The sequence below is a fragment of the Sphingomonas sp. PP-F2F-A104-K0414 genome (assembly GCF_004340945.1).
Taxonomy (GTDB): Bacteria; Pseudomonadota; Alphaproteobacteria; order Sphingomonadales; family Sphingomonadaceae; genus Sphingomonas.
This window is the reverse complement of sequence record NZ_SLYD01000004.1, coordinates 246,842-270,872: the sequence shown is the minus strand read 5'-3', so window position 1 is coordinate 270,872 and position 24,031 is coordinate 246,842. Positions and strand designations below refer to the sequence as shown.

The following is a 24,031-nucleotide window of genomic DNA, read 5'->3' as shown; positions in this document are numbered from 1 at the left end:
CGCCAGACGGAGGGGGAGGTAAGCGGCCACGTGGGTTGCGTGTCCTCCCCTTCCGTCACCTTCGGCTACACCTCCCCGGCAGGGGAGGATCGGTCCCGCTCTTGTCCGATCACGCTTGGTGACGCACACGAAGCCCAACTCGGGGAAGGGGACAACTTCATGAAGATCGCTACGATTCTAACCACCACGCTGCTCGCAACCACCGCCACCACCGCAGAAGCAAAGACGGTGGTCGTCACCGCCGCGCACATGGTCGACGTCCTCGCCGGCAAACGGATCGGCAACCCGCAGGTGACGATCGTCGACGGCCGGATCACCGCAGTCGGGCGCAAAGGCGATGCGGTTCCCGCCGGTGCCGAACGCGTCGACCTCGGCACGCGAACGCTGCTTCCCGGCCTGATCGACATGCATGTCCACCTCACCAGCGATCCGACGCTCAGCGGGTACCGTACGCTCGAGTTCACCGACAATTTCTGGACCGTCGTCGGCGTCGCCAATGCGCGGAAGACGCTCGACGCAGGGTTTACCACGGTGCGCAACGTCGGCTCCGCCAATTATGATGACGTCGCGATCAAGCAAGGGATCGATCGGAGCTACGTCCCCGGCCCGCGCATCGTCCCCGCCACCTACGCACTCGGCGCGACCGGCGGGCACTGCGACGCGACCGAATTCCCGCCCTCGATCCAGGTTCCGCATCCGCAGATCGCCAACACGCCCGACGAGTTTCGAGGTGCCGTGCGGACGATTCGCAAATACGGCGCCGAGGTGGTCAAGGTCTGCATGACCGGCGGCGTCCTCTCGAAGACCGACAGCGTCGGTGCGCAGCAGATCAGCCTCCCAGAGATCAAGGCGATCGTCGAGGAAGCGCACATGCTCGGCATGAAGGTCGCGGTCCACGCGCACGGCGTCGAGGGCATCAACGACGCACTCAGCGCAGGCGTCGACACGATCGAACACGCCAGCTTGGCCGACGCGGAATCGTTCAAGCTCGCGAAGGCCAGCGGCGCATGGTTCGACATGGATATCTACGACGACGACTATATCCTCGCCGAGGGTGCCAAGAACGGTGTCTTCGCCGAAAGCCTCGAGAAGGAGCGCCAAGTCGGCCTGAAGCAGCGCCAGACCTTCCGCGCCGCGCACGCCGCCGGGGTGAAGATGCTGTTCGGCACCGATGGCGGGGTCTACCCCAACGGCAACAACGCGCTCCAGTTCGCCAAGATGGTCGAATGGGGCATGACCCCGATCGAGGCGATCCAGGCGGCCACCTCCAGCGCGGCGCAGGCGCTCGGCAGGACGGCAGACGTCGGCGTGATCCAGCCCGGCCGCTTCGGCGACTTGGTCGCGGTCGATGGCGATCCGCTCGCCGATGTCCGCGAGCTAGAGCATCCCAGCTTCGTCATGAAGGGCGGGGCAGTGGTCATCGCACCAAAGTAAACTCGCCTTCCGAGTCCTCCCCCTGGCGGGGGAGGATTAATATTTGACGTCGTTACGCCAGCCGCGTTTCACCGCTACCAAGGCGCAACTCGTCGCAACGCGGGTTGCCGTTGGGCCGTGTTCAGCCTCCCCCGCCCACAACGCCGCGACGACCGCGCGCAGGGGATTTTCGACGATGACGACCGATCGCGGGGCGCTGGCCGCCCTGCTCGCCACCATGACGATGCTCGCATCGGCCAGTCCGGCAGTGGCCCAGACCGAGCAGACCGCGCCGGTCCGTGGCCTGGAGGGCTTGGCGAACCCAGCGCCGCAGACCAGCACCGCGGTCCCGATCCCTGACGCGCCGACGATCGTCCTGCCGAGCGAGACGCCCGAGCCCCGCCGCGCATCGCGTCCCCGCGCTGCGGAACCAGCTGCTGCGGAAAAAGCCGTCGTTACACGGCCCGCCGCGCGCAACGAATCCGAACCGTCGCAAGCCCGTACCTCGACCGAGCCGACACGTTCATCGGGCTCCACCGAACCCGCGCCGATAGCGACTCCTACGCCCCAGCCGGCATCGGCCCCGCCGCCGTCGGAAGCTGAATCGACGAAGTCCGGCCCGCAAGTCGCTGCCCCGCAACCCACAGTCCCGCAACCCACAGTCCCGCAATCCACAGTCCCGCAATCTACTCCCACGCCCGACGCAACGACACAATCGACGGTCACCGCGCCCGAGACGGGCAGGGCGATGCCGCTCTGGCTTTCACTTGCGGTCGTCATCGTAGTCCTCGGCGCGCTCTGGCTGCTCCGCCGCAAACCCCGCAGCCGTAGGCAGGACCGCGTAGAGGTCGAGACCGTCGTCCAGCCAACACCGGAGCCGTTCGCGCCCGAGCCCACCGCTGCGCCGGAACCCGCCGTCGCCTCCGCCACATCGATCGAGCCTATAGCGGCCCCGGTTGCGCCCGCTACGTCCGTAGCAATCCCCGTGGCCGCGGCGGCCGCGCCGAAATTCCTCGAACCGCGTGCAAAAACGCCACCGCCGCCGCTTGCCGTTCCGCGGGCTCGCGTAACCTGCGACCTCCGTCCCTTGCGCGCCGGTCTCAACCTGCTGAGCGCGACGGTCGAGTGCGAACTCGTCGTAACCAACACCGGCACCGTGGCCGCCGAAGCGATCCGCGCTGGCGTCGCGCTGCTGACCGCGCATGCTGGTCAGGACACCGACCTCGCCCAGTTCAACGCTGCCCCGATCGGTCGCCCGGCGACGCCACCATTCGCGCTCGCACCCGGCGAGTCCCGCACGATCCGCACCGTCGTTGCGATCGCGCGCGAGGCGATCCAGACCATGACCGCCGCCAATCGCCCGATGTTCGTACCCGTCGTCGCCACCAACATCCTCTACGCGACCGACGGTGACGACGCGCAGACCGCCCGTGCCTGGGTCGTCGGTATCGAACGCGTGGATTCCGCCAAGCTCGCACCGTTCTGGCTGGACGCACCCGCAAAGATGTTCACGACGGTCGCCGCCCGGCCGCATGCGGCGACGTTCGAGCGGTAGCACGCCTGCATCCGGGAGGTTGGGGACAGGTGGGCGTTGGCTTCCAACCGTTACCCCCGGGGTGCCAGACTCTGGACGCCTCTCCCTACCCGTTCGTGCTGAGTAGAGACCGAGTAGCTTCGCAGAAGCGTATCGAGGGCTCGTATCGAAGCACAGGTTCCGCGCGCTACGCCCGCGTACGCAGGACGACCCACCATCACCAGACACGAAAAAGGGCGACCCCATTGCTGAGGCCGCCCTTTTTTAGCTGCGGCCAGCAGGGGCAAAGCCCCTGCTTCGTCGGTCGGCATGAATGCCGCCGGCCGGCCTTGCGAGAGTGCGAGCCAGTATGGCCCGTCTCTCCGCTTGCGGCTTACTTGACCTCGACGGTCGCGCCAGCTGCTTCGAGCTGAGCCTTGATCTTGGCTGCCTCGTCCTTCGACACGCCTTCCTTGACGGCCTTGGGAGCCGACTCGACCAGCGTCTTGGCTTCGGTCAGGCCGAGCGCGGTGATCGCACGGACTTCCTTGATGACGTTGATCTTCTTGCCACCGTCGCCGGTCAGGATGACGTCGAATTCGGTCTGCTCTTCTGCTGCAGGAGCAGCGGCGCCGCCGCCTGCTGCCGGTGCTGCGACCGCTGCTGCGGCCGAAACGCCCCACTTCTCTTCGAGCAGCTTCGAAAGCTCAGCTGCTTCGAGAACGGTCAGTTCGCTCAGGCTCTCTACGAGCGCGTTCAGGTCTGCCATGATAAATCTCCATCTCGGGGCATCTGCCCCATCAGTTCAAAAAGGTAACGAAAGGCCTGCAAGATCAGGCGGCTTCCTTCTCCGCGTAGGCGGAAAGCACGCGCGCGAGCTGCGCTGCCGGAGCCTGCGTGATCGTTGCCAGCTTCGTGGCGGGTGCCACGATGAGGCCAACGATCTTGGCACGCAGTTCGTCCAGCGAGGGCAGCGTTGCGAGCGCCTTCACACCGTCGACGTCGAGGGTCGTCGCGCCCATCGCCCCACCCACGATTTCGAACTTGTCGTTCGTCTTCGCGAATTCCACGGCCACCTTGGCGGCCGCGACGGGATCGATGGAGCTGGCCAGACCGACCGGACCCGTGAGCATGTCGCCCAGCGAGCTGTAGTCGGTGCCGTCCATTGCGATCTTGGCAAGCTTGTTCTTCGAGACCTTGTAGGTCGCGCCGGCGTCGCGCATCTTATTCCGCAGCACAGTGGACTGTGCGACGGTCAGGCCGAGGTTGCGCGTCACAACGACGACGCCGACCTCGGAAAAGGTGCGGTTCAGCTCGGCTACGGCCGCGGTCTTTTGATCACGATCCATGCCATTCTCCACGTTTTACGAGCTCACCGATTGCGCAGTGGACCCGGTTACTAACCGGAGGCGCAGACAAACCCGCGCTTCCGGGGTGTCTCGTCGATGGGGCATGGGAGAGGGGCGGCGCGCAAATGGGCCGACAAAATCTCATTCCCCGTCTAGGTGGGAGATTAAGCACCGGCAAACCCGCTGCACCCACTGTCTCGGACGGAGTTCGACGAGCAAGCCCGCCGAACGAACCCGCGCCTTAGCGGAATTGGCGGGGGAGTCAATCGGCGATGGACGTCGCGGCCGGTCTAGGCGCCGGTGTATCGCTCAGATGATTGGCCAGGGCGCGCACCGTTGGCAGCCGGGGTCTTTCGGCAACCTGATCGTGCGGAACCGTAGTGCCAGCAGGTCGACCAGCAGCAACTTGCCCGCCTGGTCGTCGCCGAACGGGGCGATCGTCCGTAGCACCTCGAGCGCGGCTAGGCTGCCGAGGACGCCAGTGACGGGGCCGAGCACCCCGTCCTCCGTGCAACTCGTCTCCGCCCGCTCGGGATCTTCGCCAACGAAGCAGCGATAGCACGGCTTGTCGGCTTCCCACCCGCGATAGGTAGCGAGCTGGCCTTCGAACTGACCGACCGCCGCGGAGACCAGCGGGAGGCGCAGCGCGTATGCGGCATCGGCGACGCAGAACCGGGTGACGAAATTGTCGCAGCCGTCGAGCACGACGTCCGCCCCGGTCAGCAGGTCCGCGACGTTGGTCGGGTCGATCCGGATGCAATGCGCGGCGATCTCGACATGCGGGTTGATCCGGCGCGCGGCGGCGGCGGCGGCGTCGACCTTGGCGACGCCGGTGTCGGCGGTCGTGAAGATCGTCTGGCGCTGGAGGTTGGAGGGCTCGACGCTATCGTCGTCGATCAGGATCAGCTGGCCGACGCCCGCCGCGGCCAGATACTGGATCGCAGGTGAGCCGATCCCGCCGGCGCCGACGACCGCAACTGTGGCCGTCTTCAGTTTCGCCTGACCGGTACCGCCAAATTCCTTCAGGACGATGTGTCGGGCGTAGCGGACGAGTTCGTCGTCGGAGAGCGTCATGCGGTTCAGCTGCCCGCCCAGGTGAAGGTCATGCTAGTGCGATACCAGGTGTCGGTCTGGGTATCGTCGAGGTCGATCGCGTCGCGCGGCGTACCGACAAGCACGCCGGCGGCATATTGCTCGACCGTCGGGCAATCGATCGCGCGCGGCGTCACGCGGCGAAACCGGCCCTGCGGCGTCGCGAGGACGGCGAGGTCGAGCGTGAGCGTCCAGCCCTGCGCGGTCCGCACCGCCTTCGCACAGCGTCCCGCCATCACCTCGCCGTGGACGTACATCGAGGTGTTCGCCTGGATCGTCGCGGACCGGCGGATCGGAAGAATGGGCAGCCCGCTCCAATCCTGCGGCGGCAGGGGAACGCTGGCGGTCGGCGTGGCGGCAGATGGTGCGGCCGGCGCGACCTGCGTGGCGACGCCTGGCGGGGCGACGGCCTGAAGCAGCAGGAGAAACGCGGCGATCATCGCCCGGTCGATCCGAAGCCGCCTGCGCCGCGGGTGGTGTCGTCGAGCGTATCGACTTCGGCGAGCGTCGCGCGGAGGACGACCGCGGGGACCAGTTGCGCGATGCGGTCGCCGCGTGCGATCTCGAATGGGGCTTGGCCGAGATTGGCGAGGATCACCTTCACTTCGCCGCGATAGTCGCTGTCGATCGTGCCGGGGGTGTTGAGGCAGGTGACGCCGTGCTTCAGCGCGAGGCCGGAGCGGGGGCGGACCTGCACCTCATGGCCTGCGGGAATGGCGATCGCGAAACCAGTCGCGACCGCGGCTCGGTCGCCGGGGGCGAGCGTCAACGTCTCGGCGGCAACGACGTCCATCCCGGCGGCACCCTCGGTCGCATAGGCGGGCAAAGGCAGGCCCTCGCCGTGCGGCAGGCGCTTCAGTTCGATACGGATCATGATGCGGCTTCTAGCGCATCGGCGATGCGGTCCGCCAGTCGTGCGGCAACCGCGTCCTTGGGCATGCGCTTCCAGCTCTCGACGCCCGCGGCGGTGACGAGGTGCACGCTGTTGTCGGCGCCGCCCATCACGTCGCCCGAGACGTCGTTGGCGACGATCCAGTCTGCGGTCTTGCGGATACGCTTGGCGACGGCGTGTTCGATGACGCGCTCGGTCTCGGCGGCGAACCCGATCAGCAGGCGAGGGCGGTGGGGGCTGCGCGCCAAAGTCGCGAGAATATCGGGATTTTCCGCGAGCGTCAGCGTCGGCGTGGCATCGCCCTTCTTGATCTTCTGCCGGAAGGACTCGACGTGCCAGTCCGCCACGGCAGCCACCATGACCGCGGCATCGGCGGGCAGCGCGCGGTCCACCGCGTGCGCCATCTCGCGCGCGGTCTCGACGTCGATCCGGTCGACGCCGTGTGGAGTCGGCAGCGTCACCGGGCCCGCGACCAGCGTCACGCGTGCGCCGAGCCGTGCCAGCGCTGCGGCGATCGCAAAGCCCTGTTTGCCCGACGAGCGGTTGGCGATGTAGCGCACCGGATCGATCGGCTCGTGAGTCGGTCCGGCGGTGACGAGTACGTGGCGGCCCGCAAGGCGCTTAGGCAGTGCAGGCGAGAGCAAGGCCTCGATCGCGGCGACGATCGCGGGCGGCTCGGGCAGGCGGCCGGGACCGTATTCGCCGCACGCCATCGCGCCTTCGTCGGGCATCATCACCGTGACGCCATCCGCGCGAAGCTGCGCCACGTTGCGGACGGTCGCGGCATGGCCCCACATGCGGACGTTCATTGCCGGCGCGACGAGCACCGGCTTGTCGGTGGCGAGCAGCAGCGTCGTCGCGAGATCGTTCGCGAGGCCGGCGGCCATGCGGGCCATCAGGTCGGCGGTAGCGGGCGCGACGATGATCAGGTCGGCCTGCCGGCTGAGCTGGATATGGCCCATCTCAGCCTCGTCCTTGAGGTCCCACAGCGTCGTGTAGACCTTGTCCTCGCTGAGCGCGGCGAGCGTCATCGGCGTGACGAAATGATGCGCTGCCTCGGTCATCACGCAGCGTACCGCGTGGCCCTCGCGTTTGAGCAGGCGGATCAGCTCGGCGGCCTTGTAGGCGGCGATCCCGCCGCCGACGATCAGGAGAATACGCGTCATGGACCGCGTCTTAGCGTATTACGCGGCGGACCGTAATGCGTCGCCCGTCGCTCGCGGCTCGTACCAGATCGCGCAGTCCGTCGGCTGCGAAGACTATCCCCACGAGTGAGGCCGGCGCGATCAGCAAGGCCCAGTAAAATGTGTCGATCCGCCCGAACAGGCCGAGCATCAGGCCATAGCCGGCGAGCAGCGCGGCCATCCGCCCGGCGAGCGGATCGTGCCAGGCGGTCCAGCCGAACGCCGCGATACCGACTATCGGCGCGGCAACCACGAGCGGAAACAGGCTGAGCGCAGAGGCATCGACGATCGCGCGGACGACGAAGCCGACCCCGAGCATGCCGGCCCAGCCCGGCGACGACGGATCCAGCGGATGCACGACGAGCGACACGGCATGCGCGTGGAGCACCAGGACGATCGCGACGATGGCGAGCGATCCGATCCAGGCGGCGACCTCACGGCGGCTTCCTTCTACGAGTGCGAAGACCGCCATCAACACGAGATACGGCGCGGCGGTCTCGCGGATAAGCGCGGCGGCAAGGCCTAATGCGACCGCTTCGACCCAATAGCCTGGACGACGCAGCGCGAGCGACAGCGCGATCAGCAATCCTGCCCAGATCTCGTGGAACAGCACCAGGCCCGCCTGGAAGAACGCTAGCATTCCGCCGAGCAGCAGGATCATCGCGATGGCGAGCGCCGGCTGGCTCAACGCGGGACGCAGGCGGCGACACCAGGCGATCAACGTCGCGGTCGCCAGTGCGTACAGCATGGCGACAACCGCGAAGGCGGGCAACGCTGCGGCCACGACCGCGAGGGTCGGTAGGCGCATCGTGACGAACGGCTTCATCGGATAGTTGCCCGCGCGCATCGCATCGGCAGCGACCGCATAATAGGGGCCGCCGTGCCGAACACCGTCGACGATCCCCGCGTAGAGCGCCATGTCCGTGCCGTGATCGGCACCGGTTGCGCGGGGCGCGGTCGGTACCGAAAGGGCAAGCCAAGTCGCCATGATCGCGATGACGAACACCGCCAGCGTCGCGCGTGCACCCGACTGCGACATCGCCGCAAACCGCGACGGTCTCGTCAGCCACAAAGGCGCTACGGGACGGCGCATCATCCGGTCCGGCAGGCTGATATCACCGCAGCAAGAGCCAGGTCGCACCCACGCTGGTCAGCGCGGTTGCGAGCGCCACCGCCATGTAGCGCCAGCCGCCGCCGATCCGGATCACTTCGATCTCGCGCAGCGGCATCGTCGGCGGCGCGCCACCGGGCGCGGGGTAATGCGCCTCGATCCGGCGGACCAGCTCAGGCAGCCGTGTGAGCGTCTGGAAGTCCGCGATCAGCCGGTCGGCGATCATCGCCTCGGGGCCGAGTTCGCCGCGGATCCAGTCGCGGACGAACGGCTCGGCCGCTTCCCACAAATTGATGTCGGGGTTGAGGCTGGTCGCGACGCCCTCGACCATCACCATCGTCTTCTGGAGCAGCAGCAGGTGCGGCTGCGTGACCATGTCGAAATCGCGCGTGATCGAGAACAGGCTGTCGAGCATCATCCCGATCGACATGTCCTTGACCGGCAACCCGCGCATCGGCTCGCCGACCGCCCTCAGCGCGGTCGCGAACTCGGCGACGTCGTGATAGGCGGGGACATAGCCCGCCTCGAAATGGATCTCGGCGACGCGTTTGTAGTTGCCGGTGATCAGGCCGTAGAGGATTTCGGCTAGCCAGACGCGGGCGCGGCGGTCGATCCGGCCCATGATGCCAAAATCGATCGCGGCGATGCGGTTGCCGGGAAGCGCAAACAGGTTTCCCTGGTGCATGTCGGCGTGGAAGAACCCGTCGGCGATCGCCTGGCGCAGGAATGCGCGAACGAGCGTGTTGGCGAGGCCGGGAAGGTCGTAGCCGGCGGCGACCAGTGCGGGGCGGTCGGACAGCTTGATGCCGTCGATCCACTCGATCGTCATGACCTTATTGGTCGAGCGCGCCCAATCGATCGCGGGGATGACGAAATCGGGCTCGGCGGTCATGCCCTCCGCGAGTTCGGAGGCCGAGGCGGCCTCGCGACGGAAGTTCAGTTCGCGCAGCGTCCAGCGCTTGAACGTCTCGATCGTGAGGCGCGGACGCAGGCGCATCGCTTCGGGGCTGAGCGCCTCAAGTTGCGCTGCGGCCCAACTGTACGTGTCGATCGCGCGCGCGAAATCGTCCTCGACGCCGGGGCGGAGGACTTTCACCGCGACCTGTCGGCCATCGGTGGTGACGGCGCGGTGGACCTGCGCGATCGACGCGGCGCCGACGGGGATCGGTTCGATGCGCGAGAAGAGCGTTTCCAGCGGCTTGCCGAAGCTCGCCAGCATCGCCGCCTCGATCGTTGCGTAGGGGACGGGGGAGAGCTGGTCCTGGAGGCGCAACAGATCGTGCGCAGCGTCCTCACCGACGAGATCGGGGCGGGTAGCGAGCGTCTGCCCGAGCTTGATCGCCGCGGGACCGATCGCCTGGAACGCATCGGCATAGCGCGGTACCTCGGGCACGCGCGCGCCGAGCCGCGCGATCCTTGCGAGGCGGCGGACGGGGGCGGGCGTGTTCGGGTCACGCTCGATCCCGCGCAACGCACCGTGACGAGCGAGGATGCGGCCCCATTTGAGGAGGCGCCAGACGTGAGTGGTGGAGGCGGTCACTTGGGGTTGGTGCCGTAAGACAAGGTTGGTTCACGCGAAGGCGCTAAGGCGCGAAGAGAAGGTAGAAATGGTTCGCGCAGAGGCGCGGAGACGCGGAGGTGTTGCGTTTCGCCGCGGCTGCGGCTTTTCATCACTGGTGGTTGATGAAGTGAAAGCTGCCGCGTGCGCGCCATCTCTGCGTCCTCTGCGCCTCTGCGCGAAAACCCCTTCGCGCCTTCGCGCCTTCGCGTGATCACTAGATCTTCCAGCCGCTGTGGATCGCGACCAGCCCACCCAGCAGCGGTTCCACCTTGGTCTGCACGAAGCCCGCGTCCGCGATCATGCCCTTGAACTTGGGCATGTCGGGGAAGCGGCGGATCGATTCGATCAGGTAGCGGTAGCTGTCGGCGTCCTGCGCGAGCAATTGGCCAAGCTTCGGGACCATCTTGTGTGAATAGGCGTCGTACACCTCGGCGAACCCGGGCCACACCGTCGTCGAGAATTCGAGGCAGTAGAAGCGTCCGCCGCGGCGCAGGACGCGGTGGGCTTCGCGCAAGGCCTTGGGGATGTCGGTGACGTTACGAATGCCGAACGCGATCGTGTACGCGTCGAAGAACTTGTCGGGGAAGGTCAGCGTTTCCGCATTGGCTTCGGTCCAGACGAGGCCGTCGATGCCGCGCTTCTGGGCGCGTTCCATGCCGACTTCGAGCATCTGCGGGTTGATGTCGGCGACCGTGATCGATGCGCCCGACGGCTCCATGCGGAACGCGATGTCGCCCGTGCCGCCGGCCATATCGAGGATCTGCTCGCCTTCGCGCGGCTTTACGCGGCGGACGAAGCGGTCCTTCCACAGGCGGTGCATGCCGCCCGACATCGCATCGTTCATCAGGTCGTATTTGCCTGCGACGTTCGAGAAGACGCCGCCGACGCGGGCGGTCTTCTCGGTGGCGGGGATGTCTTCGTAGCCGAAGGAGACGGTATCGGGCGTGAGTGCGGGCGCGGGCGCGATCAAGTCGTTCATATCCTGCGCTCTAGCCGCGCCTTGTGGCGCGAGCAAACGCAACCTAGCTGCAAACCGTGCCAGAATTACCAGAAGTCGAAACCACCGTGCGCGGGCTGGAGCCCGTGCTGAAGGGCCAGCGCCTCACCTCGGTCGAGCCGCGCCGTGCCGACCTGCGCAAGGCGATCCCGGTCGACCTGCGCCAGCGGATGACGGGCGCGACCGTGACGCACTTGGGACGGCGCGCGAAATACGGGCTGATCGATACCGATCGCGGCGATACGCTCGTCTTCCATCTCGGCATGTCGGGTCGCTGGCGAGTCGATCCGAGCGAACTGCTCGCGCACGATCACCTGCTGATCGGCACCGCTGCGGGGCGGACGGTCGCGCTCAACGATCCGCGGCGATTCGGCTTTCTCGATCTGTGGGCGACCGAGGACATCGCCCATTACCCGCCGTTCCTCAGCATGGGGCCGGAGCCGCTCGGGCCGGACCTGACCGCCGCGTATCTGCTGGACGCGCTCGAAGGGCGCGGGGCGTCGATCAAGGCGATGCTGCTCGATCAGCGAATCGTTGCGGGGCTCGGCAATATCTATGTGTGCGAGGCGCTGCACATGGCGAAGATCGCGCCGTCTCGCGCGGCGGGGCGGATATCGCTGTTTCGACTCGAGCGACTCGTCGAGGCGATTCGGACGGTGCTGACCGCCGCGATTCTGGCCGGCGGTTCGTCGCTGCGTGATTACGTGCGGCCGGACGGCGAGCTCGGCTATTTCTCCAAGCAATGGCGCGTCTATGGGCGTGAAGGCGAGCCGTGCGAATGTGGTGCTACCGTGAAGCGGCGGACGGAGGGCGGGCGCTCGACGTTCTGGTGTCCGAAGTGCCAACGCGGTTGAGCCTATCAGTTGACGGGCCAGGACAAAGTGGGTAGGGCCGCGGCTTCGAGAGGGCGTAGGAGCAATCCGGCGCCCCTTTTTATTCATTCGAACATCCAGAGGGCTTCATGGCGAACACGCCGCAGGCGAAAAAGCGTATCCGTCGCAACGACCGTCGCGCGGAAGTGAACGGCAACCGCGTCGGCCGTATCCGTACCTTCATCAAGAAGGTCGAGGCCGCACTGGCTTCGGGCGACAAGGGCGCAGCGACCACCGCACTCGCGGCCGCACAGCCTGAGCTGCAGCGTGGCGTCGCCAAGGGCGTGCTGCACAAGAACACCGCGAGCCGCAAGTTCGCGCGTCTGACCAAGGCCGTGACCGGGCTCGCCTAAGCGACCGATCACTGTCGAAAGCGGATCACCCGTCGGGACATTCCCGGCGGGTTTTTTGCGTCTGCGAAGGGAACCAAGTGCGACGGTGCGTAACCCACGGATTCCCCGCGATTCGAGTGGTCCGAAGTCAAGTCATGGAATGATTGAATTCGCAAAAAATACGTAAACACAGCCACTTATAAAAATATCGACGCATTTCCGCGGCTTGATCAAGTCAACCCGCTTTATTTCGAAAATGTGACGCGTCGGGGTCTTGCCCGGATCGCCGATCGCTTCATAACGGGGCTCACAGCGACGGTGGTTTCCACCGCTGCATCAAACACACAGGGCGAAGATGCCGGATGACCCTTGGGGTCGTCGGGGGACCATTTTCTGTCGGGACTATATCACCCGCGCGAGCAATCTCGCGGGGTCGGAGAAGCGTGCGCGTGACGAAGTGGCAAGGATCAATGACGCACGCGACCGAGGCCGAGAAGGCCTGGGCCCGCGTGCGTGCATCCTTGCGCGAGTCGGCGGGGGCCCGCCTGTTCGAGCAGTGGCTGAAACCGATCGAACTCGTTCCGGGTGACGATCGCGACACGATCCGCCTCGCGCTGCCGTCGGCGTTCATGACGAACTGGGTCCGCAATCACTATGCCGACCGACTCGTGCTCGAATTCAAGCAGATCCTGCCCCACGTCCGCACCGTCCAGATCGAGACCCGGGCGCCGGGTCGCGCGCCCGTCGTGCTCGCGATCGAGCCGGTCGCCGACGCCATTCCAGCCAAGCCCGTTGCCGATCCGGTGCCGGTCGAGGCCAAGCCGGCTTCCAAGCCCGTCGCCGAGCCTGCGCAGGTTTCGATGAAGTTCGGCGTCGATCCGTCGCTGAAGCCTGCGCCGGCGCCTGTCGTGGCCTCCGCGCCGGTCGGCGTGCCGGCCGAACGCCCGCCGCTCGATCCGCGCTACACGTTTGCGCGATTCGTCGTCGATCCGTCGAACAAGGTCGCGTTCAACGCGGCCAAGGTGCTCGCCGAGCCAGGCCCGGTCCGGTTCAGCCCGTTGTTCCTCCACAGCGGCACGGGGCAGGGCAAGACCCATCTCATGCACGCGATCGGTCACGCGTTCCTCGAGCATAATCCGAACGCGATCGTGCTGTGCATGTCCGCCGAGCGGTTCATGTACGACTTCGTCGCGTCGATGCGCGCGCGCGATACGCATGCCTTCAAGCAGCGGTTGCGCGGTGCCGACCTGCTGCTGATCGACGATCTCCAGTTCATCGCCGGCAAGGATGCGACGCAGGAAGAATTCTTCCACACGGTCAACGAGATCATGGCGGCCGGCAAGCGGCTCGTGATCTCCGCCGACCGCTGTCCGCAGGCCTTGGAAGGCGTCGAGGCGCGGATCGTCAGCCGGATGTCGGTCGGGCTGGTCGCCGACATCAAGGCGCCCGATCTGGTGCTGCGCCGGACGATCCTCGATCGGAAGCTGGTCGACCTGCCCGACATGCGCGTGCCGACCGACGTGCTCGATCTACTCGCGAGCCGTATCCATGCGAACATTCGCGAGCTCGAGGGCGCCCTCAACCGCGTCGTTGCGTATGCGCAGCTGACCGGGGACACGATCGACCTCGACTTTGCGGTTGCGACGCTCGGAGAGGTGCTCCGCGGGGCGCAGAAGCGCGTGACGATCGACGAGATCCAGAAGCTCGTGTCCGCGCATTTCGAACTGAAGCCGCTCGACCTGATTTCCGCGCGGCGTGCGCGGGCGGTGGCGCGGCCGCGGCAGATCGCGATGTATCTGGCCAAGCGGCTCACGACTCGGTCACTGCCGGAGATCGGACGGAAGTTCGGTGGGCGTGATCACTCGACGGTGATCCATGCGGTGCGGAAGATCGAGGAACTGCGCGACTCGGACCGCGATATCGATGCCGCCGTGCGCGTGCTGATGCGCGAGCTGGAGGGCTAGCCCCTCCTTGTTCCCCCGCGAAGGCGGGAGCCCAGTCTGGACCCCCGCCTTCGCGGGGGAACAAGCTTTCTATCTGATCCTAGCTGAATCCCACCCCTCGTCCGTCATCCCAGCGAAAGCTGGGATCTTCCCGTTTGGCAGGGGTAGCGTGCAACGAGGGAGACCCCAGCTTTCGCTGGGGTGACGATCATATTCCTAGGTGACGGGCAGGGCTTAGGTCGCGGGCAGGGTTTAGACCTGCAACCCCATCGCATCCTGCGTTCGCTTCAACACCGGTGCCGCCAGCGCGCGCGCCTTCTCCGCCCCCGCCTGCAACACCGCCGTTACCGCGCTGCGATCATCGAGCAACCGCACCATCTCGTCACGGATCGGCCCGAGCTTCGCCACCGCCAGATCCGCGAGCGCCGGCTTGAACGCGCCAAAGCCCTTACCGCCGAACTCGCCGAGTACGGTCGCCACATCGCTGTCCGCCAGCGCCGCGTAGATCGTCAGCAGGTTGCGCGCCTCGGCGCGGTCGCCGAGTTCCTCGACCGTCGCCGGCAGCACGTCGGGATCGGTCTTCGCCTTGCGGAACTTGTCGGCGATGGTGTCGTCGCTGTCGATCAGCTTGACGACCGACTGCTCGGACGGGTTCGATTTCGACATCTTCGCCGACGCATCGCGCAACGACATGATCCGCGGCGCGGCCTTGCTGATCAGCGGGGCGGGGAGCGTGAACAGGTCCACCTTGTAATCACCGTTAAATTTGGTGGCGATGTCGCGCGCGAGTTCGAGATGCTGTTTCTGGTCCTCGCCGACCGGGACGTGCGTCGCGTTGTAGAGCAGCACGTCGGCGGCCATCAGCACTGGGTAGTCGTACAGTCCGACGCTCGCGCCCTCGCGGTTCTTGCCCGCCTTGTCCTTGAACTGCGTCATGCGGTTCAGCCAGCCGACGCGCGCGACGGTGTTGAGCAGCCATGCCATCTCGCTATGCGCGGGCACGCGTGCCTGGTTGAACAGGATCGACTTCGCCGGATCGATTCCCGCCGCGATCATCGTCGCGGCGACCTCGATCGTGTGCGACGAGAGCTCGGCGGGCGCGATCCACTCAGTCGGCGCGTGGAGATCGGCGATGAAGAACATCGACTCGCCGCCCTGCGCCGCGACGTCGTCCTGCAGCGTCACCCACTGCTTCACCGCCCCCAGGTAATTGCCGAGATGGAGATTACCGGTGGGCTTGATGCCGGACAGGACGCGCATGGAAAAACCTTACTTGGAACGACGCAGAAGCGTGGAGATGTCGCCCAGCCGGAACGCGCCGGTGAGCAGGGTCGCGATCGCATAGACGACACCGCCGGTCGTCACCAGCACGAGCATCGCCCCCCAGCGCTGGATGCTGATGCCCGTTACGAACGGCTGGAACAGGTCGTTGAGGAAATACATCACGACGCCCATGATCAGCGCGGCGACCAGCAGCCGCCACGTCCGCCGGCGCAGCCGCGCGTCGGGCGTGAAGTGCCCGCGACGGACCAGCGTCCGGTACAGCATCGCGACGTTGACCGTGCTGGCGATCGCGGTGGCGAGCGGCGGGCCCATGTGGCCGAGCGGCTTGATGAAGGCGAGGTTGAGGACGAGGTTCACGACCATCGACATCGTCGCATAGCGAACTGGGGTGCGCGTGTCGGAGCGCGCGTAATAGCCCGGCGTGAGGACCTTCACGAGGATATACGACGGCAGTCCGATCGAGAACGCGGCGAGCGCCTGCGCGGTCAGCACGCTGTCGTCGAGCGCGAACTTGCCGTGCTGGAACAGCGCGCCGACGATCGGCACGCCGCAGACGATCAGCGCGACCGTCGCGGGCAGCGTGAGGAACAGCGCCAGCTCCATGCCGCGGTTCTGCGTCGCCATCGCCTCCGCATCCTCGCCGCGGCCGAGTTGGCGCGAGATGGTGGGGAGCAGGACGGTGCCAAGACCGATGCCGATCAGGCCTAACGGAAGCTGGTTCAGGCGGTCGGCGAAATAGATGTACGAGACCGATCCCGCCGGCAGCAGGGCGGCGGCCAGAGCGGTCGAGACGACGAGGTTGATCTGCACCGCACCGGCACCCGCCGCGGCAGGCCAGATCAGCGACATGAGCTTCTTCACGTCGGGGTTAAGCTGCGGACGCTTCAGCCGGAGCTTCACGCCCGACGCCCGGCACGCGTAGATCAGCCATCCGAGCTGCAACGCGCCCGATATCGTCACCGCGATCGCCTGGTTGCGCGCGGTCAGCAGTGGCTGGTGCTCGTGGAACAGCAACAGCGCGGCGATCAGCGTCGCGTTAAGCAGGATTGGCGCGGCCGCGTTGATCCAGAATTTGTGCAGCGAATTGAGGATGCCGCCAAGCAGCGAGACAAGGCTGATCAGCGGTAGGTAGGGCAACATGATCCGCGACAGGTGGACGACATAGTCGAACCGCTCAGCGCTCGCGCCATTGAACCCGAAGGTCAGCAGCCACGTCATCGGCCACGCCGCGAGTTCGAACAGCACCGTCATCAGGATCAGCGTCGGCAGCAGCACCGACAGCGCGTCCTCGGCGAACGCGATCCCGTCGGGCAGCCCGCGGCCATCCTTGTCGCCGACCTTCCGATTGAACATCGGAATGAACGCGGCCGAGAACGCGCCCTCCGCGAACAGCGCGCGGAACATGTTGGGGAGGCGGAACGCGATCAGGAACGCGTCCGACGCGAAGCCGGCGCCGACGAACCGCGCGAACAGCGAGTCGCGCACGAGCCCCAGGACACGGCTGGCGAGCGTCAGCCCGCCGACCGATCCCAGCGCCTTGGTCAGGTTCATCTAATACCGCTCCGCCTCCGTTCGATCAGGCTTGGCCGAAATCGCCGACGTTCGGCTGGATGCCCTGCTGCTCCGACTGCGTCAGGTACAGCTGGCCAAAGTCGATGGGCTCGAGCAGCAGCGGCGGGAAACCACCGTCACGCACCGCATCCGACAACACGCGGCGCGCGAACGGGAACAGCAGGCGCGGAGCCTCGCCCAGCAGGAACGGCTGGACATGCTCGGCCGGGATGTTGCGGAGTCCGAACAGCCCTGCGTACGAAAGGTCGACGATGAACGCGACCTGCCCGTCGGTCTCCGCGCGGACGTCGATCTTCAGCACGACCTCATGCACCTCGTCGCCGACCTGCGCCGCGCCGATGTTGAACTGCACATCGATCGCCGGCGGGGTCTGGTTCTGGTAGACCGCGGGAGCGTTCGGGTTCTCGAACGACAGATCCTTGACGTACTGCGAGATCAGCCCGGCGGCTGGGATCGTGTCCTCGCCATTCGCGATAGCCTGGTCCGGCATGGTGATGCCGTTGTCCTGATCGTCCATTCGTCATGTCCTTGAAATGCGCAAAGATGGGACCGAAGCGGAATGCTCGTGCGTTCCATTGGGTCGAAGCGGTGCGATTAGCAGTGCCCGAGGGGCGTTTCAACGGGCGCGGGTTTGAATAAGCGCAGCTTTGGCCTATGTTAGCCCGAAGATCGGAGGCACGGTTGTTTTACGTAGTACTTCTCGCGATGGTTGCAGGCTTCTTGGCGATGCGACTGTACAGCGTGCTCGGTAAGCGGACAGGGCATGAACAGCCCTTGCCGCGCGCAGCCGAAGACCGGCCTGCGCTTGCCGCAGTTCCGCGAACGGTCGATGCGACGCCTGAGCCGCGCGAGATGGTCAGCCGCAACATCGAGCCGCGTGCCGAAGCTGGCCTGCGTTCGATCGTCGCCGCCGAACCCGGGTTTGACGTCAACCAGTTCCTCGAAGGCGCACAGGCTGCGTACCGCATGGTGCTCGAAGCGTTCTGGAAGGGCGACGAGGACGAGCTTGGCTATCTGGCCGAAGACGATGTCCGGACGGCCTTTGCCGAGGCGATCGCCGCACGGATTGCGGCGGGCGAAGTGCTCGACAACCGTCTTGTCTCGATCGAGCGTGCGGTAATTTCGGATGCGAGCGTGTCGGGTCGCGATGCTCGGATCACGGTGCGGTTCGATGCGGATATTGCCGCCGTCACGCGTGATGGCGAGGGCAATGTCCTGGCCGGCTCGCTGACCGACGCGGTCGAGACGCACGACGTCTGGACCTTCGCACGGACGCTGAAGAGCAGTGATCCGAACTGGAAGCTTGCCGACACCGACGAGGCGTGACCGTGCGTTTCAGGGGGGCGGGGCTTAGCGCACTGGGTCTAGCTTTGGCGCTTAGCGCGTGCGTCGGCGGCGTCGAGCCACCGCGCGCAGGCCCCGCGCCGGTCGATCGCGGCGGCAATTCCGACCGAGAGCCTTCGCGCGAGCCGGTCCGCGTCCACCCGTCGCGCGATACCGGTGCATCGCCTAATATCCGTGGCATTCAGATGCCCGCGCGGATCGTGGGCGCGGTGCCGCTGTTACCGGCTCCCGTCCTTGCACCCGCGGCCCCCGTCAACGCGGCGACCGCCGGCGTCACCGCTGGTCCGGCGATCGCGAGCCTGCCGATCGACGATACGCAGGCGCAGTCCGCGCTCGCGGCTTTCGTCACGAGTTGCCCGTCGCTGATGCGCCGCAACGATGCGTCGGGGCTGACGCGCGGTGCCGATTGGCAGCCGGCCTGTGCGGCGGCGGCGTCCGTCCCCCGCGGTGGCGCGCGGAATTTCTTCACGCAGTGGTTCGAGGCGGTCCAGGTCGGCGACGGCAAGGCGTTCGCGACGGGCTATTACGAGCCCGAGATTGCCGGCTCGCTCGAGCGTCGCGATGGGTATGCGCCGATCTACGGGCGGCCGAACGATCTGGTCGATGTCGATCTCGGCGCGTTCTCGACAAGCTTGAAGGGCAAGAAGATTCGCGGTCGTGTCGATCGCAGCAATCTGGTGCCCTATTACGACCGCACCGCGATCGAGCAGGGCGCTATCTCCGGGCGTGCACCGATCCTCGCCTGGGCGCGCGATCCGGTGGAGTTGTTCTTCCTCCAGATCCAGGGGTCGGGGCGGCTTCGGCTGACCGATGGCGAGATCCTGCGGATCGGCTACGCGACGCAGAATGGCCGCGATTACACCGGCATCGGTGCGCTGATGAAGTCGCGCGGGCTTCTGCAACCGGGACAGACCTCGATGCAGGGGATCGTCGCTTGGTTGCACGCGCATCCGGCCGAGGGGCAGGCGATCATGCGCGAGAACAAGAGCTTCGTGTTCTTCCGCGAGTTGGAGGGCGCGCCTTTGGGGGCGCTTGGATTGCCGGTCACCGGTCAGGTGAGCGCGGCGGCGGACGTCAAGTTCGTGCCGCTGGGCGCACCGGTGTTCCTGTCGCTCGATCGGCAGGATGCGAGTGGTTTGTGGGTCGCACAGGACACCGGCGGCGCGATCAAGGGGAGCAATCGCTTCGACACGTTCTGGGGCGCTGGCCCAGCGGCGGAGTCGACCGCGGGTGGGATGGCGGGGCGTGGCACCGCGTATCTATTGCTGCCCATCGGTACCGTACAACGTCTCAACAGCCAGCGGTTCAACGGTCTAGCGAATGGGGCGCAAGATGGCGGGTCGACCCCTCAACCCTGACCCCCTCACCCCGGAGGAGGCGCAGCTCTGGGCGCGCGTGATGGCGAGCGTCCGGCCGATGCGCACGGTCGCAATCCGCATTCCAGAGCGCGCCCCGCCGCTGCCGCCTCCACCGAAACCGGTGATTGGCCCCAATGGCAAAGTCGTGCCGCCGCCGCCCGCGCCGATGGGGCGGGTAAAGCCGCTCGTCCGCACCGTCGTCACGCCGTTCGCTAGCCGACCGGGTGCGAAGCCGGTGGCGGCACCGCGGCCGGTTGCGAAGCCGATCACCGCGAACACGCTCGATGGCGGCTGGGACAAGAGGCTGACGCGCGGCGTGGTCAGTCCCGACAGTTCGATCGATCTGCACGGGCATACGCTAGCGTCGGCGCATGCGATGCTCGACGTCGGGCTGGGCCGGGCGATCGCGCGGGGCGACCGTGTGCTGCTGCTGGTGACCGGCAAGCCACCGCGCCCCGAAAGCGAACGCCCGCACGCGCGTGGCGCGATCCGGTCGGCGGTGGCGGACTGGCTGGCAGGGTCGCGCCACGCGGACTCGATCGCTGCGGTCCGCGGCGCGCATCCGCGACACGGCGGGCAGGGGGCGTTGTATATCGTCCTGCGCCGCGGGCGGGGGGACGAGTAGGCGGAGGTTTCTCGACCTTTCCAATTCCGTCATCCCAGCGGAAGCTGGGATATTTCACCGTCGCCCGCGTCGCCCGTCAAACGGGGATACCCCAGCTTTCGCTGGGGTGACGGTATTCGCGGGGAGTGATCGGTTCTAGGGAACGGCGGGGTCGTTAGGCGATAGGGACCTGCGTCGGCGCGCTACCGCAGCGCCCGTGTGATCACACCTGCATAGATATCCGTCAGCGTCCGCAGATCCTCGACCGCGACCGCTTCGTCGACCTTGTGCATCGTCGCGTTGACCAAGCCGAACTCGACCACCGGGCACAGCTTCGACAAAAAGCGCGCGTCGGAGGTGCCCCCGGTTGTCGACAGCTCTGGTGTGATGCCGGTGGCATCCGCAATCGCATCCGACAGCAGCGTCGAGAACGCACCCGGCTCGGTCAGGAACGCCTCGCCGGATACCTTGCCTGTCACGACCGTACCCGGCGCATGACGCTCGGCGATTGCGCGGATGCGGTCGATCAGATCCGCGCCACGGTGGCGGTCGTTGAACCGGATGCTCAGCCGCGCCATCGCCTTGGCCGGGATGACGTTGTGCGCTGGGTTGCCGACGGTGATGTCGGTGACTTCGATGTTCGATGGTTGGAACCAGTCGGTACCCTGGTCGAGCACCACGGCGTCAATCTCCGCGAGGATCGCGATCAGCCGCGGGATCGGGTTGTCGGCGAGATGCGGATAGGCGACATGGCCTTGGCGCCCCGGGACGTCGATCCAGATGTTCACCGAGCCGCGCCGCCCGATCTTCACCATGTCGCCAAGCCGTGCGGTCGAGGTCGGTTCGCCAACGAGGCACAGGTCGGGGACGATCCCGCGCGCGGCCATCCGCTCCATTAGCGCGACGGTGCCATAGGTCGCAGGGCCCTCTTCGTCGCCGGTAATGATCAGCGACAGCGTTCCCGCATCGCTGCGGCTGGCGGCGGCGGCGAATGCGGCGACCGCGCCCTTCATGTCGACCGCACCGCGTCCGTACAGCAGTCCGCCGCGGACCTCGCCGGACCAGGGCGATCCGGTCCAGCCCTCACCGGGCGGAACAACGTCGACATGCCCGGCAAACGCCAGATGACGCGGCCCCGCGCCGCGTGTGGCGAGCAAATTCTCTACCGGGCCGTCAGGCGCTTTACCGACGACGAACCGGTCGACCGCGAAGCCGATTGGCACGAGCGCCGCCTCCAGCACGTCGAACACGGTTCCCCGCGCGGGCGTTACGCTATCCGCGCGCAACAGCGCCTGGGTCAGTTGGACGGGGTCGATCATCTTGTCCTCCCGATCAAGCGGGCGTCGCCACCGGCTGTTCGAATTGTTCGAGGACCCATTCCTCTTCCTGCGCGGCGGCGATCCAGTCCTGCATGAAGGGATGTTCGAACATCGCCTGCATATAGCCTGCTGCAAAACCGGCGATCGGCAGCTGATAGGTGACGATCCGGGTGACGAGCGGCGCGAACATGATGTCCGCCGCGCCGAACTGGCCGAACAGGAAATCGCCCCCGCCACCGAAGCGCGCGCGCGCCTGGGCCCATAATTCCATGATTCGCTGCAACTCGATCAGGACGTCATCGTCGGGTTGCTGCGCGGGGAACACCTGGCGCACGTTCATGCTGTGCTTGCGACGCAGCGCGGCGAAGCTCGAATGCATCTCGGCGGCCATCGACCGTGCCATCGCGCGTGCGGCATTGTCCTCTGGCCAGAAGCGGTCGCGCCCGACCTTGTCGGCGAGATAGTCGACGATCGCCAGGCTGTCCCACACCACCGCGTCGCCGTCCCACAGGATCGGCACCTTGCCCGACGACGGCGCGAACTCGTCGCCCGAGCGGCGCTTTTCCCAGTCGGCGTCGTACATCGGCACGACCACCTCCTCGAACGGAAGACCGGATTGCTTGCAGGCGAGCCAGCCGCGAAGCGACCAGGAGGAATAGGCCTTGTTGCCGATGATCAGTTTCATGCGCGCGGTGCTAGGCGAGGGGGCGGCGAGAGGCAACTCGCTCGCCGCCCCCCTCTTGGCTCCAGCGGTCAGAACAGGCCCGGAACCTCACGCTGCGCGGTGCCGGGCCGATCCGGCATCAGCAGGTCGCGCCGTGGCTCCGACGTGCGCAACGACCGTGCGCTCGCGTCGCCGGTGATCGGCGTGCAGCTGCGGCCCGCCAGGAAGTTCAGCGCCTGACGCGTCGACGATTCGAGCGGATCGCCGAGTTGATAGCCGATATCGTCCGAGGCCTGACAGGACGCCTCGACCTTGGTGGCGAGCCCATCATAGTAATCACCGGTGCGCGCGGCATTCTGCGTCGCCAGTGCCACCACGCGCAGGCGATCGTCGCACGCTTCCTTGTCGAGCGCGATCTGTCCGACCGGCTTGCCATAGGTGTTGGTGCCGATCAGCCCGGCGTTGGTGTGCAGATACGGCGTGAACGCGTTGATCACGAGCTCGCTCGCCGACGCCGTTCCGCCGGTGCCGATGAACGCGATCCGCGTTGGCGCGATCGATTCGGGCTGCGGTGCGAAGAACCGCGTCGTGTTGTTCGAGGCCTTTTCGGTACGGAACGTGACGTAATCGAAGACCTCCGATGTCGATCGCGCACCGCCGAGCAGATCCCCCAGATACTCCGCCGTCTCGATCAGGCCGCCGCCATTGTAGCGCAGATCGATGATGACCTTGGTCACGCCCTTCGCGCGGAAATCGGCAAATGCCGTCTTCAGCGCGGGCTCCGCGGTTTTGATGAACGTGCGAAGATTGATGTAGCCGACGCTCTGCCCACCATCCTGGATGACTTTCGCACCATAGCGAGTCGACACCGGCAACAGTGAGAAGTCCGCCTTGGCGACGGTGACGGTACGCGTACCCGCGGCGTCGTTGATCTGGAGGACCCGCGAGGTTCCGACGGTATCGGGGCCAAGCGCGGCGGTCAGTCCGGCGGTACCCTCCGCGGCGACGATCGCACTGACGGTGCGCAGATTGGCAGCCGTCGTCCCGATCGCCAAAATCTCCGTCCCGCGATCGATCCCGGCGGCAAGAGCGGGCGCGCCCTCGAACGACTCCGCCGAGAACAGGCGTTGGCCGGTTTGATCCAGTGCGAGTCGGAATCCAAACCCGGCGCTGGACCCAGAGTTATAATAGGCGGTCTCTTCCTTGATCGACGTCAGATAGGTGAAATACCGATCCTTGCGCTGCGCTCGCGCGGTGGCGGTCAGCGCGTCGATATAGTCGTCGACCGTCGTGTACGCTGCCGGGCTGAGGCTGGCGGGCAGCGTATCGGGGAACAGATACCATTCGCGAAGCTGTGCCGCGGCCCAGTCCTGGCGTTCGCGGAGCGAACAGCCCGCGGTACTTGTAGGCGTTGGCGAAGGCGTGCTGCCGCCCGTCGAGATCGAACCGTTATCGCTGCCGCCACAGCCCGACAGCATCGCCGTCATCGCCAACAGCCCCACCAATGTCCTACGCATACCCACGATCCCCTTTGACGAGAGGCTACGAAGTTTGACGGACCGTGTCAGGCGGAAATATCAGATTGATCGAAAGTCGGTTCTTTCTCGGTGCGCCGGTCATGCCGACC

The 24,031-nt window shown here is 66.5% G+C and carries 24 protein-coding genes; 8 read left to right on the top strand and 16 right to left on the bottom strand.

Going from position 1 to position 24,031, the window contains the following annotated elements:
* Nucleotides 1-159 precede the first annotated feature (159 nt).
* Nucleotides 160-1,434: an amidohydrolase family protein gene (locus C8J46_RS11215; protein WP_132738896.1), complete on the top strand. Its 1,275-nt coding sequence runs from the start codon at nt 160-162 to the stop codon at nt 1,432-1,434.
* Nucleotides 1,435-1,470: 36 nt separating this feature from the next.
* Here C8J46_RS11215 and C8J46_RS11210 read toward each other — a convergent pair whose 3' ends face one another.
* A complete protein-coding gene (locus tag C8J46_RS11210; protein ID WP_132738893.1) occupies nt 1,471-1,950 on the bottom strand; it encodes a hypothetical protein in 480 nt (159 codons plus the stop codon).
* A 211-nt stretch (nt 1,951-2,161) separates the two neighbouring features.
* Here C8J46_RS11210 and C8J46_RS11205 point away from each other — a divergent pair, with 211 nt between their 5' ends.
* Nucleotides 2,162-2,968 carry a hypothetical protein gene (locus C8J46_RS11205; protein WP_132738890.1) on the top strand — a complete coding sequence of 269 codons (807 nt, stop codon included), beginning with the start codon at nt 2,162-2,164 and terminating at the stop codon, nt 2,966-2,968.
* A gap of 352 nt (nt 2,969-3,320) precedes the next feature.
* Here the strand turns inward: C8J46_RS11205 and rplL are convergent, their stop codons facing one another.
* The 9 genes from rplL to C8J46_RS11160 all read right to left on the bottom strand — a co-directional run bounded on the left by rplL (nt 3,321) and on the right by C8J46_RS11160 (nt 11,094).
* A complete protein-coding gene (gene rplL / locus C8J46_RS11200; protein ID WP_056047577.1) occupies nt 3,321-3,695 on the bottom strand; it encodes a 50S ribosomal protein L7/L12 in 375 nt (124 codons plus the stop codon).
* Nucleotides 3,696-3,759: 64 nt separating this feature from the next.
* Complete coding sequence (gene rplJ / locus C8J46_RS11195; RefSeq protein ID WP_132738887.1) at nt 3,760-4,275, bottom strand: 50S ribosomal protein L10; 516 nt, start codon at nt 4,273-4,275, stop codon at nt 3,760-3,762.
* A 309-nt stretch (nt 4,276-4,584) separates the two neighbouring features.
* A complete protein-coding gene (gene moeB / locus C8J46_RS11190) occupies nt 4,585-5,349 on the bottom strand; it encodes a molybdopterin-synthase adenylyltransferase MoeB (protein WP_132738884.1) in 765 nt (254 codons plus the stop codon).
* 5 nt (nt 5,350-5,354) lie between these two features.
* Nucleotides 5,355-5,807, bottom strand: a complete 453-nt coding sequence (locus C8J46_RS11185) for a hypothetical protein (RefSeq protein WP_132738881.1) — start codon at nt 5,805-5,807, stop codon at nt 5,355-5,357.
* The gene (gene dut, locus C8J46_RS11180) at nt 5,804-6,241 is read right to left on the bottom strand and encodes a dUTP diphosphatase (RefSeq protein WP_132738878.1); all 438 of its coding nucleotides are present in this window, start codon (nt 6,239-6,241) and stop codon (nt 5,804-5,806) included. Before dut ends, C8J46_RS11185 begins: the two co-directional genes overlap by 4 nt.
* Complete coding sequence (gene coaBC / locus C8J46_RS11175; protein ID WP_132738875.1) at nt 6,238-7,425, bottom strand: bifunctional phosphopantothenoylcysteine decarboxylase/phosphopantothenate--cysteine ligase CoaBC; 1,188 nt, start codon at nt 7,423-7,425, stop codon at nt 6,238-6,240. The genes dut and coaBC overlap by 4 nt, the downstream gene beginning before the upstream one ends.
* A 10-nt stretch (nt 7,426-7,435) precedes the next feature.
* The gene (locus C8J46_RS11170) at nt 7,436-8,536 is read right to left on the bottom strand and encodes a hypothetical protein (RefSeq protein WP_332755217.1); all 1,101 of its coding nucleotides are present in this window, start codon (nt 8,534-8,536) and stop codon (nt 7,436-7,438) included.
* 22 nt (nt 8,537-8,558) lie between these two features.
* Nucleotides 8,559-10,094 carry a 2-polyprenylphenol 6-hydroxylase gene (gene ubiB / locus C8J46_RS11165; RefSeq protein ID WP_132738869.1) on the bottom strand — a complete coding sequence of 512 codons (1,536 nt, stop codon included), beginning with the start codon at nt 10,092-10,094 and terminating at the stop codon, nt 8,559-8,561.
* A 235-nt stretch (nt 10,095-10,329) separates the two neighbouring features.
* Nucleotides 10,330-11,094: a class I SAM-dependent methyltransferase gene (locus tag C8J46_RS11160; protein WP_132738866.1), complete on the bottom strand. Its 765-nt coding sequence runs from the start codon at nt 11,092-11,094 to the stop codon at nt 10,330-10,332.
* Nucleotides 11,095-11,150: 56 nt separating this feature from the next.
* On the opposite strand from C8J46_RS11160, the gene mutM reads away from it, so the two are divergent.
* From mutM to dnaA, 3 genes are all read left to right on the top strand, one after another.
* Nucleotides 11,151-11,966 (top strand): bifunctional DNA-formamidopyrimidine glycosylase/DNA-(apurinic or apyrimidinic site) lyase, encoded by an 816-nt coding sequence (gene mutM / locus C8J46_RS11155; protein WP_132738863.1) that lies wholly within the window; start codon nt 11,151-11,153, stop codon nt 11,964-11,966.
* Between the two features lie 107 nt (nt 11,967-12,073).
* On the top strand, nt 12,074-12,337 hold the full coding sequence (rpsT, locus tag C8J46_RS11150) for a 30S ribosomal protein S20 (protein ID WP_031394736.1): 264 nt from the start codon (nt 12,074-12,076) through the stop codon (nt 12,335-12,337).
* A gap of 449 nt (nt 12,338-12,786) precedes the next feature.
* Nucleotides 12,787-14,280: a chromosomal replication initiator protein DnaA gene (gene dnaA, locus C8J46_RS11145; protein ID WP_132738860.1), complete on the top strand. Its 1,494-nt coding sequence runs from the start codon at nt 12,787-12,789 to the stop codon at nt 14,278-14,280.
* Between the two features lie 231 nt (nt 14,281-14,511).
* Here the strand turns inward: dnaA and trpS are convergent, their stop codons facing one another.
* Genes trpS through secB form a run of 3 tightly spaced genes read right to left on the bottom strand, consistent with a single transcriptional unit; the run spans nt 14,512 to nt 17,632 of the window.
* Nucleotides 14,512-15,519 carry a tryptophan--tRNA ligase gene (trpS, locus tag C8J46_RS11140; protein WP_132738857.1) on the bottom strand — a complete coding sequence of 336 codons (1,008 nt, stop codon included), beginning with the start codon at nt 15,517-15,519 and terminating at the stop codon, nt 14,512-14,514.
* Between the two features lie 9 nt (nt 15,520-15,528).
* Nucleotides 15,529-17,094, bottom strand: coding sequence for a murein biosynthesis integral membrane protein MurJ (gene murJ, locus C8J46_RS11135; RefSeq protein ID WP_132738854.1), 1,566 nt, complete (start codon nt 17,092-17,094; stop codon nt 15,529-15,531).
* 25 nt (nt 17,095-17,119) lie between these two features.
* Nucleotides 17,120-17,632 carry a protein-export chaperone SecB gene (gene secB, locus C8J46_RS11130; protein WP_132738851.1) on the bottom strand — a complete coding sequence of 171 codons (513 nt, stop codon included), beginning with the start codon at nt 17,630-17,632 and terminating at the stop codon, nt 17,120-17,122.
* A gap of 164 nt (nt 17,633-17,796) precedes the next feature.
* Between secB and C8J46_RS11125 the strand changes: the two genes are divergently transcribed.
* Genes C8J46_RS11125 through C8J46_RS11115 form a run of 3 tightly spaced genes read left to right on the top strand, consistent with a single transcriptional unit; the run spans nt 17,797 to nt 20,442 of the window.
* The gene (locus tag C8J46_RS11125; RefSeq protein ID WP_132738848.1) at nt 17,797-18,441 is read left to right on the top strand and encodes a Tim44/TimA family putative adaptor protein; all 645 of its coding nucleotides are present in this window, start codon (nt 17,797-17,799) and stop codon (nt 18,439-18,441) included.
* Entirely contained in the window at nt 18,438-19,817 is a 1,380-nt protein-coding gene (locus tag C8J46_RS11120) for a murein transglycosylase A (protein WP_243643334.1), read from the top strand. The genes C8J46_RS11125 and C8J46_RS11120 overlap by 4 nt, the downstream gene beginning before the upstream one ends.
* Nucleotides 19,792-20,442, top strand: coding sequence for a Smr/MutS family protein (locus tag C8J46_RS11115; RefSeq protein WP_165886525.1), 651 nt, complete (start codon nt 19,792-19,794; stop codon nt 20,440-20,442). The genes C8J46_RS11120 and C8J46_RS11115 overlap by 26 nt, the downstream gene beginning before the upstream one ends.
* 182 nt (nt 20,443-20,624) lie before the next feature.
* On the opposite strand, the gene dapE is transcribed toward C8J46_RS11115, so the two are convergent.
* The 3 genes from dapE to C8J46_RS11100 form a co-directional block, all read right to left on the bottom strand.
* Nucleotides 20,625-21,740 (bottom strand): succinyl-diaminopimelate desuccinylase, encoded by a 1,116-nt coding sequence (gene dapE, locus C8J46_RS11110; RefSeq protein ID WP_132738845.1) that lies wholly within the window; start codon nt 21,738-21,740, stop codon nt 20,625-20,627.
* Nucleotides 21,741-21,753: 13 nt separating this feature from the next.
* Nucleotides 21,754-22,425, bottom strand: a complete 672-nt coding sequence (locus tag C8J46_RS11105) for a glutathione S-transferase (protein ID WP_132738842.1) — start codon at nt 22,423-22,425, stop codon at nt 21,754-21,756.
* 68 nt (nt 22,426-22,493) lie between these two features.
* The gene (locus C8J46_RS11100) at nt 22,494-23,921 is read right to left on the bottom strand and encodes a S41 family peptidase (RefSeq protein ID WP_243643333.1); all 1,428 of its coding nucleotides are present in this window, start codon (nt 23,919-23,921) and stop codon (nt 22,494-22,496) included.
* Nucleotides 23,922-24,031 lie beyond the last annotated feature (110 nt).